Raw genomic sequence first — 14080 nt, 5'->3', positions numbered from 1 at the left:
ATTTCTAAGATCTCGAAACATATTGAATTCTACTAGAGGAAATCTTCGCCAATAGTCGAACCTTGTTATAATGTTACCATCCCGAAATAAAACAATGTAATCCATAAAGTAGTGAGAACTGTCTTTTATGCGTTCCAAGCAAAATCACTCCGAGGTATCGCGGCGAGATTTCCTGCGTGTCGGAAGCCTGAGCTTCGCCGGATTGTCAATGTCTGAGCGAGCTGCCTTATCAGCTTCGAAAAGAGATCGTTCACAGAAAAACTGTATCTTGATCATGATGACAGGTGGCGCCAGCCAACTGGAAACATTTGACCCTAAGCCTGAAGCGCCTTCTGAAATTCGTGGTCCACTAAAAGCAATTTCGACGTCTGTTCCTGGTGTTTTTCTTAGCGAGTGCTTTCCTCAATTGGCCCAGCGAGCTGGACAGTTCTCGATAATAAGATCAATGTATCACGAAGCTGCTCCCATTCACGAGACGGGGCATCAACTCATTCAGACAGGAAGATTGTCGCGAGGAGCAATCAATTATCCTTGTTTTGGTTCAGTCGTATCCAGGCAATGGGGGCCACGTGGTGATGCACCTCCCTTTGTTGTTTTACCACGCTTGATCGGCTCATTAGGAGTGAATACCTATCGTGGACAGCAGGCAACATTTTTAGGCGAAGAATTCGAGCCTGCAACATCAATGGGAGAATTATCGGCTACGAGCGAACATGAGATTGAAGTCGCCGGAGAATCGATGGCGATCCAGCAACAATACGGAAAACAGCGATTCGGCAGGTTACTACTTCAGGCTCGGCAGCTAGTCGAACGGGGGACGCGGTGTGTGATTGTCAATTTGTTTGATAATCTACATCAGCAATTGTCCTGGGACTGTCATGGCACAGGAGCGGGAACATCCGGAAAAGTTTATGATTATCGGGATTCACTGGGGCCCGCCTTTGATAAAGCATTATCAACATTACTTGATGATCTCTCTTCAAAAGGATTGCTTGATGATACGCTTGTGGTTACGACAGGAGAGTTTGGCCGCACCCCACAACTCAATGCTTATGGCGGTCGGGATCATTGGCCTCATGTATGGTCGGCATTGATTGCCGGCGGCGGCACACCTGGAGGGCAGGTTGTGGGGGCAAGTGATGCGCGGGGCAGTGCTCCCGTAGATCGTCCCGTTCATGCGTCTGAATTGACGGCAACGATTTATCGTCATTTGGGTTTAAATCCTGAGAGCCTGCTTGCCCAAACGGATGATCAGGAAATCAAACTGATAGAAGCAGCACCGGTTCAGGAATTAGTAACAGCGTGACCAGAATTCAAAATTTGAGTCAATAGCGACTCATGCAACATCTGTATTGTGTTGTTCATTTTCTTCAGTCAGGATGGTTTCTATTTCAGACACACTGTGTTGAAAACAGTTACTGATTTCCTGTACTGAAAATCCTGCCTGGCTGAGGAAAACAATCATTGATCTCTGTTCAAGTGATGCACTGATTTTTCGAGAGCTCTCATACATTGAAATATCTGGTCCCGGTTGATTAGTAGGTTCGCTGGAATTCTGTTGGGTGAGAGCCAGTTGCTGACGTAGTCGATTAATCTCTCGGTCTGCATCCTGCAATAACTCATCAAGGACTCGCAGGCGGTCATCGGAACGCGCTTCTACTTCTCGACCGTAATCAAAGAGCTTGACTTCAAGTTGATTGAGCCGGTTGACTTGTTTTTGTTCGGTTCGGGCAATTTCGTGTTTTGCTTCTTGTAACGGATCACGATCGCGTACGCGCTTTTGCATGCGAAAATTCTTCTTTAATGACCATGCAATTGCAATCAATAATATACCTGTCAGTATGACATTGGGGTCACTTAAATTAAACATGATTGGTAAGTCATCCTTTACTTCCAAACAAGATCAGACGTGCTGATCCAAAAGTGATCTCTTGACGATCTTCCTGATCATCTTTAAAGAGACTTTTAGTGGTCGTGGTCGTGGTCGTGGTCGTGGTCGTGGTCGTGGTCGTGGTCGTGGTCGTGGTCGTGGTCGTGGTCGTGGTCGTGGGGCACATTTGCATCGTTAAGATTGGGGCTGTTACTTGATTTGCTTTCAATCATAAAAGCTGCTTCAGCCGCACGATAAATGGTTCGCAATGAAACTCCTTGCTCTACCGCAATCAGTGCGCACGATTCATATTCCGGAGTAAATTGTGATTGCTGATGTTGTGTCAGAGAGATTTTGCCTTCAACATGTCCCCAAGCTGTTTTCACAGTATGTTTTTGGCGAGGCCGAATCGAACGTTGCAATTGATGCCGACGAATCCCCAGTGTTTCTGTTTCCTGAAAAAGAATCGATTCGAGTTTATCCGATGATTCCGGTTTACAAATGACACTGAGCAGGGTGGCAGGTCGGTCTTTTTTCATCTGAATTGCAGAAGAGTAAACGTCCAACGCCCCCGATTCCAATAGTTTTTGTTTTGTATAGCCTATAATTTCTCCAGAAATGTCATCGAGATTGGTTTCCAGTAGAGTAACGTTGTCAGTATTATTTTTTGTAGCGAGCTCCCCGACAAAAATTCTTAAGAGATTCGCTCTTTCGGGAAACGTTTTCGTACCCGCCCCGTATCCGATTTCTTCTATGGTCATGGGCGGGATCATTGAAAAACGATCAACAAGTGTCGAAATAATGGCTGCGCCCGTGGGAGTCGTTAGCTCTGCTTCAATGGGAATGTCTGCAAGAGGAATCCCTTTCAAGAGTTCAGCTGTGCCTGGTGCAGGGACGGTACAGATTCCATGATCGATTTTTATTTGTCCGAAACCTGTGGGAACAGGACTTGAAATCACTTGTTCGACACCCAACAGGTCGAAACCAATTGCCACTCCTACAATATCGACGATTGAATCGATAGCACCGACTTCATGGAAATGAACTTGATCGATTGTAGAACCGTGAACCTTGGCCTCCGCTGATGCAATTGCTGTGAACAGCGAGAGTGAAATTTCAAATTGCTTCGCAGTGAGCTGATTGGATTGTTTCAGGATTTTAACGATATCGCTTAAGTGGCGATGAGCGTGTTGCTCCGGATGGTCAATTTGAACTGACGTTGCATGAAAACCACCTTTCATGGTGGAGGAAAAAGTCAGCTTTACATCAGGCAGGCCAAGCGAATCAATGCCGGCACAAATCTGATCTGCACTGACACCGGCGTCAACCAGTGCCGCCAACGTCATATCACCACTGATTCCGGTAGAACAATCTAAATAGGCAATCCGCACAGTCAGTATCCAAGTGTGTTAATATTTGGGGGATCTGGAAAATTTCGGAAACGAATTCTAAGAGTAATCCGCTGGTTCTCCAAGGTCAATTCGAAGCCAGTCGGATTTGATAGAATACGCTAACTCTAATAATATCAAACAGATGCCAGAGAGCAGAAGATACTGGTTTTAGAAAGAGGGCAGTTTTCATCGCTTTTAGGCTGAGTGACATCACTCGATCTACGTTTGAACCAAAACAGGTTAAGTGTTTCAGGCATGAGAATCAGGCTCAATTCAACGTTGGTAGATCGGCAGGTACTGATATTCGACGGCGAGAGCCAGGACCGCGAGAGAAGTGGAATAAACTTTACCCGCTCCCTTTTCACTGCCTTTCGTAGCGAGCCAGCTTCCATCATGTTTCTGCATTTCCAGTAATTGCGGAATAATTGCTGCTCGTGTCTTTTTCCAGTACTCTCCCCCCATTTTAAACATGCCCACACTGCAGTAATAGGCTCCATAGTAGTAATAAAATTCATCGGGTTTCAAAGGGTGCTGAACCAGGTAATCGCCTGCTTCCAGCGCGTCTCTCGTATGGTGTTTTCCACAGATTTCCAGAGCGAGAATTCCTGTACCCGTTCTTGTTGCGCTGGGAGCTCCGCCGGGTTGGTATGCAAAGCCAACATTATTTCGTCCCCGACAATGACGCACATAGGCGACTGCCCGGTCGATATGGTCTGCAGAAATATCACATCCAATATTCTTTGCGGCACGTAGTGCTAATAGTTGCCACCCTGTGACACTCAGGTCGCTATCTTTACTCGTTTGAGAATAACGCCAGCCACCCGCGTTCCTTTTATCTTTAGCAACATCCTGCGCAGAGATGATCACTTTCACGGCGCGTTCCAATACCTGACGGCATTTTTTCTCTCGTTCTCCTTTCAGCATTCCCGCTACTTCTGCCAGCATCAGTGTGCTGATGCCGTGGCTGTACATCGGGCCGTGACTTTTATGATGTACGACCAGGCCGTTCGCTGCCTGATGAGACAGGACCCAGTCGATGCCTTTATTCATCTGCTCGCCGTAGGGGCCTTCTTCTGGAACATAGCCTGCGGCCATAAACGCCATGATTGCCAATGAAGTCGCAGCCGTTGATTCACCGTAGGAATTGAAGGACCAGGCTCCTGAAGGCTGTTGTGAGATTGACAAAAACTGAATTGCCCGTTGAATACCTTCATCAAGTTGTTTTTTTTGTTGATCGAGTTCTTGGGCCCAGCAATGTGTTTGCTTAGATACAGAAAAAACAAGAACAATGCATACTACTAACCAGCGCATCATAGGAAATTTCCTGTTATAGAGCTTTGAATCTAAGGCTTAGTTGTTATCAGATTTCGATTTGGCAATTGCTTCAAAATAGTGTTTGATCAAACGCGCGTACTCCGGATCTGTTTTGCTTCGCGAGCCTTGCAAAATTTCCGTATCCAGATTACCCGGTAGTTCTCCCCAGTTCCGACTGGACATCGCTTTTAACTTTGTTTTGAGTTGTGAAAAGTCGACACTGTTTATGGCACCCCCGCCTTCACTTTGGCCTTGCCCCTTTCCAGAAGCCATATTTTTGGATGCGGTCTGTGATTCCTGTCCTTTTCCGGGATTCGAGCCTTGTTGAGCTTTTGATTTCAGTTCTGTCGCTGCCTGTGAAAGCGACTCTGCTGCACGTTTCAGCGCTTCTGCTGCTTTTTTAGATGAAGAGGATTGAGAAGGTTTTCCGGATTTCGATTGTTGACTCTGACTTTTTGAATTCTGGGCGACCTGTTCTTTCGAGGATTGTGCGTCTTTCCCGCGCTTTGTATCCTCTAATTTGTTTTGCTCTCTGGCTTGAGAGTCTTCTTGTTGTGATGACTGAGTTTGATTTGATTTTGAGTTCGATTCTCCGGATTTCGCCTGGCTCTTTTGAGCCAGAGTTTGGTCACCAGCTTTAAACTCAGGGGTTTGTTCAAGTTGTTTTTGTGCGTTACGTAGTTGCATCGCGGCATCAGTAACCTGATTACCGACTTTTTCAGGAACGGGAGTCTCTGCCTGACGCTGTGGTCTTGATTTTTGAGCCTGTTGTGCCGCTTCTTGCAGTGTTCTGGCTGCTTGTTGTGCTTGTTGAGACGCGCGTTTGAGGTCTTCTTTCGAAAGGTCTTCCACTGCTTTCTGCATTTGCTGTTCGGCTTTTGCAGTTTTCTCTTGGGTGCGTTCCGCTTGTTTTCCCTCTTTTTTCAATCCAATCGGATTCGTGTTTAGCTTTTGTGAAGTTTCTGCCAGTTGTTGCGACAATGCTTTTGTTTGTTGTGCCAAGGCTTGCTGTGAATTTTTAAGTGCCTCCTGACGCAAAGCTTCTGATGTGGAAGCTTCTTCCAGTTTTCCTGCGAGCTCTTGCTGCATATTCACAAGTTTCTCAGTTTGCTCTTTAAAAGCGTCTCGTTCTGTCTGGTCTTTATTTTGCGCCTCGTGTGCACTCATGATTTCTTCGGCGATTTTGGCGGCACGATTGGCAGCCTGGCTGGCTTCATGTAAGCGACCGGCGTTTGCCTCTTTTTGTGCCTTGATTGACTCTTCGGCTAATTGAGTCGCTTTGCGAGTCGGTTCCGATTGGGGACCAAATTCTTGTGCTGCTTCCAACACAAAATTTGTTGCTGCTGCGGCTAAATCTTGTTGTTGTTTTTGTAAATCCAGAACAGATTCTGACAGATTCTGAGCCGCAGGAGTATTCGTGGGACTCATTTGGGGTTCGGTTGCTTGGGCTGTTTTCACCGGTTCAGAATCTCCAGGGCCAGCTGCTGCCGTTTGGATCTCAGGCCCTTTAGCGGTTTCATTTCCAGGGGTAGAAGCCGTTTGAGGTTGATTTTCAGAATCTTTGTTTTTTACATCCTGGGCAGCTGATTGATTTTGTGGTTCATTCGTATCAGGTTTACTGGCCGCTAAAGGTGCCTGCTGCTCTATAGCCTGGGCAAGCTGTCTTTGTGGTTCGACAAGCTGAGAAGTTTGATTTACCAGCGAATCTAGCTGCTTTAATTGGAAATTACGAGCCGCATCTACCAACTCCGGCCTGCGTTTCAGTAAGTTGTTTAACTCCTCGGAAAGTCGCGACTGGCGGTGCTTCAGTTCGTTTTGAAAGTTAGCCAGATCCTGTTCGATTTCGGGTGACAACTTTTGCTTTTCCGCATGCTGTTTTTCTTGTGAATTCGGAGTTTTTTGATTTTCATTTGCTTTTGTATCTGGCTGTTGTGTCGCAGACTCTACTTTGTCGTTAAAGGCAAGTAAATCATTCGCGAGATGGTCTGTCTCTTCGGCTAGCCGATTCAGATTGAGTAGATCATTCTCTAACTCAACCAGTTTCTCGTACTGCTGAGCAAGCTCGTCGAGTTTCTTGTCTGTTGCAGACATCGCCTTAGGAGTTGAACTCAATTCTTTTCGCGCCTGTTCAATAGTTTCTTTATCAGCCGCTGATTTCAGTGTGTCATGATGTTTGACGAAATCATGACGTGCAACTTCTTGCGTTTGTTCTGCTAGTTTCTGATAGAGGGGCAGCTGTAGAAAATCATTGGCTAAGGCTTCTAGGCGTTGCGCGATTTTGCGTTCTTCTTTGCTCAACTCTTGTAATTCTTGTTGATCCTCTCCTTTTAGTTTTCCTTTTTCCTTTGGCTGTTTTAAATTTGCAATCTTTTGATCAACGGCCTTCTGATGTTTTTTAAAATCCTCTTGAATTTTTCTAAGCTCATCTCGCAGTTTCTGTTGGCGAGCGATCACTCCTGCTGAAAGTTGCTCTTCGGCATTTTTATCAATCCCGAAAACACGTGGTGTTGACCAGACGACATTTGGTGAGGGGACTTCTCGATTATCAGCAGCACGGACTCGATAAGTAAAGATATCAGCTTGTTTCGCTTTGATTTCCTTGAGGTCAATTTTAAACTCATGACTGACCGATTTTGTTCCCAACTGTTCCGCAGGAACTTTGATCAAGATCGGTTTTTCATCCAGCTTTTGAACATGGACTTCCAGCTCTTTGACAGAATAATCATCGATGACTTTGACGGGGACTGATAGTATTTCATCAGGCTTAAAGAATTCTGACTGGTTATAAAGAGAAATTTCAATTTCAGGGGCATGGTCTGGAATCACTTTTACAAGATGTTCTGATGTTTTCGTCGTCAAATTTCCCTTTTCACTTTTGAATTCAATATGGAACACAAAACTTTTTTTATGGACAGGAAGTTCGAGTTGTGCTGATAGCCGGTCTTCACTCAATACAAATTTTTGATGTTCAACTGGGGGGCGCTGTTGGTTATCGGAACCTGCCAAATAATACTGGTATTGAAGCTTCGCATCTTTAACAGCGCGGTCAAAGGTGAGATTGATTTTAAATTGGCTTTGTTCTGGAACACTGATTTCGCTGGGGAGCACTGTGAATTCTTGTGGTTTTTTGTGTGTGTATCCTGGTGGCATGATCGTCAAAAGGGTATCAGTGATCGAAGGAGGCTCAGAAATCTGAATTGTATATCGCTTACTCCGGCTGCGTTCAGTTGTGATAATATATTGGAATCCACTCAGCAGACGCGGAAACTGAGTAGTGTATTGCCCTGTTGTCTCGTTTAGATCCATACGTCTGGAAAAGGGTTCGCCTTGTGAGTCTTCCCATTCAATCCACACTTCTTTGATTGTTTCAGGCTGCTTTGTGTGCCAGTGAGGAGTCGCTAATATTTGCAGATCTTTACCACGCGCAACTGTTTCGTCTCCCGGTTGAACTTCAAAATAAAGTGAACTAACGGTTGCAAAATTACCCCAGGGAATCACACTTCGCGAAAGTAACAGTTTGTACGCATCAGGCCAGACGAGTAAGGGAGTTAAAAACAGGAGAATGGCGATTCCCGCACTCATGATAAACCGCATGGCACGATCAGAGGGGACGGAATCTGTGATATTGAATGTTGTAAGCGAAGCAATCGTTTCTTTTGCTAAATGCTCCCGCATTAAAATCGAGCTGGATTCATTTTGAACCGATGACAATTCCAGCACAGATGTCAGTCGCTCGTTGAGCGTCGATTGCGATTCTTCCACAATCGCAGCCAATTCGACAGGCGTCCTTTTATGAAATACCCTGCGTAGCATCGCAAACCAAATACAGCCGACCAAAACCGTCAGAGAGAGAGAACTCAAGACAACGCGTGCGGTTGTGCCTAATGAGAACAGAAAATCCAGACTGATTTGTAACGTGATCAAACAAATCAGAACGAGAATTACCAAACCGAGTCCGCGTAACAGAGCCAACGAACGGATTCTGCGGTCAAGCTGGTTTAACTGTCGTTTCAGTTCGTTCACAAAAAGAGTTAACTGCCCATCCATAGTTGATCTCTGCGGGAAGTGGTTTTTAAATTGAAAGCTGCGAATTATTGAGCCTGTACCTCTAGCTATTGTATCATCAGAATGACTTCGCAGACCAGTTACCCTGATATTGTAACAATATTTGGTGGTAAATAGTGATGAAAAAATGGTTTACAGCCCAAAATCTTTTCAAGGCAAACCATTCAATTTGCGAATGGCCCATTCCACGGTGAGAATACCCATGATCAAAACGAGAATAAACCAGTGATCCCAAAGCGATATTTCGTCCTGATTCGTCGTTTCCTGGCTTAATGAAGGCAATAATTCCAAGAGTTGGTCCATGGTCTGGGGAGTCAGTAATTGCCCTCCACTGGACTCAGCGATTTCTGTAAGTAATTGCGGGTTCGAAGTCAAATTTCCCAGCTCAATCGTTTTAATTTCATGAACAAACAAAGGAGTTGTGATTTCCTTTCCCTGGGCTACTTCCGTAGAGGTGATTAGTTTGAGTTCATATTCACCCGCCGGAAGCGATGGAATGTTGGCTTCATGAATGAGTGGCTGGTTCTTTTGTCTGATTAATTCGAATGAATTAATGACTTTTTCCGGGTCTGTGGTTTTGTAAATCGCAACGGTGGATTTCACATCCGGGAATTGATCAAGATACGCCTGTGTCCAACGCGCGGTGGCGGTCGAAATTTCGCCGGCATAGATATCTGTTTTACTCAAACTGAATTTGACAAATTCATTACCTGCGGCTGCTTTGTTTCGCGCAGCCCAGCGTGCTAATTGTCCCCAGAAGCGATGGTGATAGCGGTCGCCTACACGAAATCGCCAGCGCCAAGTACTATCGATGCCAATCCAAATCACTTGACCGGCTCCATAGTGACGATGAATGATGACGCCATCTTTACTTTCGTCCAGGGGAGCATTGAATGGAGAGACGCCATAGGCTAAGACTGTTGTTCCTGGTTTTTGATCTCCCTGGATGAACCAGAGGTGCCCTGGAAGTTGATCCCAGATCTCACGGTTGAATTCCGGTGTCACATCAAACTGGAACAGTGACTCTTTTTCTCCTTCTGGCGTGAGTCTGAGACGCATACCTCGTTCTGCAGGAGGTACTTTGAAATTCGCCTGATTCCAGTTCACGATTTTCATTTTATCGATTGGTAGTAATTCTTCTAGAATTTCAGAGCGATGTGCTAAGGGAAGATATTTTTTCCCTGCCAGCAGCACTAGAGTGCCTCCCTGTTCTGCGACAAATTTTTTAATATGATCCCAATTCTCTTCTTTGAGATGATTGGGTGAAACATCTCCAATAATAATCAAATCCTTTTCACCAAACGGATTTGAACTTTTATCCTGGTTTGGTGGTTCGTTTTCAGGAGGGAATTTTGTTGATAATTGATTTGGAAAGAACGGTTTTGGTAAAAGTCCCAGATAAGGTTGCTCGAACAGAACCTGTTCCAGATCGATTCGCTTATCACGCTGCAAAGCATTATGCAAGAAACGAAATTCCCAGCGAGCCGTCTCATCAACCAGCAAGACATGGGACTTATCATCAACGATATTAATGGCAAAGTTTTTTTCGTTATTATCATCACGAGTTTCTCCTGGCAAGATATCTGTTTGCAGCGTAAATTCCTGTCTTCCCAGTTTGTCTGCCTTCAATTCAAATTCAAGAATTTTGCTCTTGCCCCGAGCGGTGAAATTTCTTACGTCAAGCTCACGATCATTTTGTTTCAAGATGACGCGGACGTCTTTGCCTTCGTACCCATTTGTACCAATCCGAGCTTTTAATAATGGTCGATCATCTTTAAACGCAGTCTGTGGAAAATCGAGTGCGGAAACAGAAATATCTTTTGGTTGATATGCTGATCCGAGCACAACCGGATAAACGGGAATCTGGATCTGCCCCAGTTGTTCTGCCGTAGAAACAGGATCAAGCTGGCTGTTATCTCGTCCATCGGTCAGCAGAATATAACTGGAGATGGGGGCGGCACTCGTATCAGAATTACTCGGGGCAGATTTGAGCGCTTGGGAGAGATTTGATAGTTCCATATGGACTTGATCGGGCACATCAGTCAGTGTTTTATTCAAGACTTCCCTCTCTGTAGAAATGGCATCACCTGCAAAGAGGACCAGATCGACTTGTCCTCGCTCTTGCAATTTCTCCAGAATGGGATTCGCGGGATTCAAGAGCAATTTTTGCGCAATTTCCTTACGGGAGAGTTGATCAAGTTCTTCAAAAATGGATTGAAGGTTGCTTTTGCGACTGCTGGCTAATTGCGCCTTCTTTTCGGGATTGGCGGTTTCATTTTCGTCCACCCATTCTGGTTCCTTATTCGCAGCGTAAGCGGCTTCCCAGCGATCAAGCCGACTATCGACATTTTTGTTGCCGATCATTTTCAGAGCACGCGCCAATCGCAGTTTTTCCAAATCAGTAGCGTGTCGGTCCTGGGTATTCATACTGTCAGAAACATCAAGGGCTACGACGAGTCGTCCGGTCTTTTCGGTATTAAAAGACCAGGTGAGAACGGGCTCCAGAAATGTGAACAAGATTAATACAAGTGCGATTATTCTGAGAGCGATAAGTGTATTTCCAACTGAGTGGGTGACTAAACGACGCTCATAGCGAAACAGCAGAACGATGGTGACGATCGCCAGAATTACAGCGCAGACTCCGACGATAGTCCACCCGCTTAATTCAAATCCATTAAACTGAAAGTGCCGTTCACTCATTTTAGTAGAGATCTTACTACAGTGTATTGTTTGATTGTTCTAAACCATCGGGGAGCGCACTATGGCCACCTTGTACAAGTCGTCGGGTGAGAAATAACTCTCCGATCATTAAAAGCAGAAAGAACAATAAGAGAACTCTCCAGAACTCCGTTTCCGAGACGTCGGAAAACATAGCCTGTTTCAGTTCATCCAGTGTCTTAAAAAATGTTAGTTTGTATTCATCAGTCAGAGTTTTCTGTTGTTCTTCAGAGAGCGGAGTCAAATCTGATTCACTGCGATCAAAATTGACAACAAAGCGGTCTGGCTTGAGTTCTGTCTTAATACCAGGTTTCGGATTCAAAGCATAAATGCCGGGCAACGATGTTTGTGAACAATGAAAGGTGCCGCCATTGGTAGATTCATCGATTGTTCCTGTCACAGGTTCACCATTGGGATCCAGGAATTCTAATTGATTAATGGTTGTTTTGGCCGGCACTCCAACGACAATCGGTTCATCAGTATTGATATTACGAAACACACGGCCGGATGAAAGTTCAAAAACTGCTTCATGTAAGAAGGGGACGTAATCAGGTTTGGCAGGTAAATTATTCCAATCTGCATCGAGCGATGATGTCATTAAGAGCACGCGGCCTCGTTGATGATTCATCAAGAGCATCAGTGGTTTGTCATTAGAAAGTTGGGCAATTTCAATAGGAGCCGTTTGAAGTTTCGTCTCTGATTCTGTCTTATCATCTGGCAGAGGTTTTTTATTTGCAATCGAAACATCCCACCACTGATTATAGCGGGCTGAGGTGAGTCCGTTTGCATATTCTCCACGAAATCGTGTCAACCAGGGGGTCTGTAAACTATTTGACTTAATTTGGGTCAGGTTTCCGAATTCGACACCGCTATTCGTTTCACGGGTCTTTAAGTTGAGAGGGATTAAGCCCTCAGGATGGAACAATAACTTCTGATATTGTTCAACATCAATTTGATCGCCCAACGTGATCATCACTCCCCCACCTTGGTGATTGACAAAATCAATCAACGCTCCTGCTTGGACTTCCGTGAGTGCATCAACATTTGCCAGAATGACAACAGCCTGGTTTTTTAGGATCTCGCTTGTTAGCTGTTCTTTTTCGATAATGGTTGTCTGGATCCAGGGAGTACGATTAGTGGGAGCCATTAATGCTAAATTGGCGAAAAAAACTTCGCTTCTTGTTGCATCAAAGTTGGGGGTCCCATCAACCAGTAGAACAGGTAGCGCGCTAGTGACGTGTAATGCGGCATCAGATCGATCATCGCCCGGTAGCTGATCGGAATCGAGTACGACGCTTACCACATGAGTACCTTCATTCTCGAATCGATGTTGGAATTCAATAGCTGCTTCTCCGTGATTTTCGATTTTCACAGATTGGGTTTTTTCTTTGATACGCTGCCCATCTACCTCGAAATACACCGGACAGATCAGAGTCGGCTCTGGCCCATCATAACGAATGGTTGTCGAAATTTTTACAGGGAGGTTTTTGACACAGACTTCGCGTGAGACATCCAGTTGTCCTACTCGTAAATTTGATTGTAAACCCTGGTTTCTTTCCCCGGAAACATTTGTGGCCCACAGGTCAATGGGAACTGCAGATTGCTGCAGTAGATCTTGCACTTGTTCCCAGAGGATCGGGTCTTCTGGAGTCCAGCATAGTGCTTGATCATCTGTCAGAATAATGATTTCCCGTTCCAGGTTGGTTGTTGTACTGAGAGTTTGAATGGCTTTGGAAATCGAATTTGCCAGATTCGATGTGCCGGAAGGCGGGGGTAGATGATTTAATTTTTCTCGTACTGCTGCAAACTGATGTGTAGGTGACTCCGTTACCAGCCGTGGTTGATTGCGAGCATCGATAATGGAAACCGTATCGCCAGGATTCAATTCTTCCATAAAGCGGTGAACCCACTGTATTGCAGCAGAATGAGGGGTTGTGGCCTCACCCTCCCATCCCATGCTGTAAGAGCCGTCAATGATGAAGACGACATCGCGAGATTGTGTCGAAATATATTTTGATAAAAAGCCGCCAGAAACCCAGGGACGAGCCAATGCCAATGCGATGAGTGCAATGAGCAGCATGCGAATTGCCAGTAGCAGCCAACCTTCGAGCCGGATTTTACGTCTGGTGCGCCGTCCCAATTGCAGAAATTGCATAGCGCCCCACTGAACAACGTCATAGCGTTTACGGCTTAGTAAATGTACTAAGATGGGTAACGCAATGCCCAACAGGCCTAGCAGCATCATCGGATTGAGGAAATCAAATGTCATTATCGCTGAAACTATGTGCGAGATGAAGAATTTGCATGGGAATCGTTTAAAATCTGGTTCATATATAATTATATGTTGAAATCGTCGTAAATGGTATTGCTTACATAATTAACACTCTAAGTCGGAGATAAAAACGGATTTGCGGCGGAAGGTTTGGAATTGACGAATGATTGATTATGATGGACTGATCGAGTTCATGTAAGCATGTGAGGTGTTTTTTTATTTTTCACTAAAAAACACGAAATGATTTGATGAACTTAAATCCATAGTCACAGCTAATACGAAATTGAGCCGGTCTTTGTTAGTAATGATTCTGTTTATCGTCTTTTTCAAGATAGTAAGTAGGAAATGTGTAAGTGCTGAGCAGCTCAGATTGAACGTAAAATCTTCGATCTAAATCCCCAGCTTAAATATTCAATCATATAAAACGATCAAAGCGTTCCTGACGCGATA

The 14080-nt window shown here is 45.0% G+C and carries 7 protein-coding genes; 1 reads left to right on the top strand and 6 read right to left on the bottom strand.

All coding sequences use genetic code 11. The features are described 5' to 3' along the window. Window positions 1-127: 127 nt before the first annotated feature. Window positions 128-1306, top strand: coding sequence for a DUF1501 domain-containing protein (locus V202x_RS25105; RefSeq protein ID WP_145179539.1), 1179 nt, complete (start codon window positions 128-130; stop codon window positions 1304-1306). A 30-nt stretch (window positions 1307-1336) separates the two neighbouring features. On the opposite strand, the gene V202x_RS25100 is transcribed toward V202x_RS25105, so the two are convergent. The 6 genes from V202x_RS25100 to V202x_RS25075 form a co-directional block, all read right to left on the bottom strand. Further along, window positions 1337-1870, bottom strand: coding sequence for a bestrophin (locus V202x_RS25100; RefSeq protein ID WP_145179538.1), 534 nt, complete (start codon window positions 1868-1870; stop codon window positions 1337-1339). Between the two features lie 95 nt (window positions 1871-1965). Beyond that, window positions 1966-3261, bottom strand: coding sequence for a nickel pincer cofactor biosynthesis protein LarC (gene larC, locus V202x_RS25095; protein ID WP_145179537.1), 1296 nt, complete (start codon window positions 3259-3261; stop codon window positions 1966-1968). Between the two features lie 273 nt (window positions 3262-3534). Beyond that, entirely contained in the window at window positions 3535-4575 is a 1041-nt protein-coding gene (locus tag V202x_RS25090) for a prenyltransferase/squalene oxidase repeat-containing protein (protein ID WP_197993088.1), read from the bottom strand. 36 nt (window positions 4576-4611) lie between these two features. After that, window positions 4612-8622 (bottom strand): DUF4175 family protein, encoded by a 4011-nt coding sequence (locus V202x_RS25085; RefSeq protein ID WP_145179536.1) that lies wholly within the window; start codon window positions 8620-8622, stop codon window positions 4612-4614. 168 nt (window positions 8623-8790) lie between these two features. Beyond that, window positions 8791-11340: a hypothetical protein gene (locus V202x_RS25080; RefSeq protein ID WP_145179535.1), complete on the bottom strand. Its 2550-nt coding sequence runs from the start codon at window positions 11338-11340 to the stop codon at window positions 8791-8793. Window positions 11341-11356: 16 nt separating this feature from the next. After that, window positions 11357-13627, bottom strand: a complete 2271-nt coding sequence (locus tag V202x_RS25075) for a BatA domain-containing protein (RefSeq protein ID WP_145179534.1) — start codon at window positions 13625-13627, stop codon at window positions 11357-11359. Between the last annotated feature and the right edge of the window lie 453 nt (window positions 13628-14080).

Source organism: Gimesia aquarii (genome assembly GCF_007748175.1).
GTDB lineage: Bacteria > Planctomycetota > Planctomycetia > Planctomycetales > Planctomycetaceae > Gimesia > Gimesia aquarii_A.
Note: the sequence above shows the minus strand (reverse complement) of the source record. Positions and strands in the feature narration are given on the sequence as shown.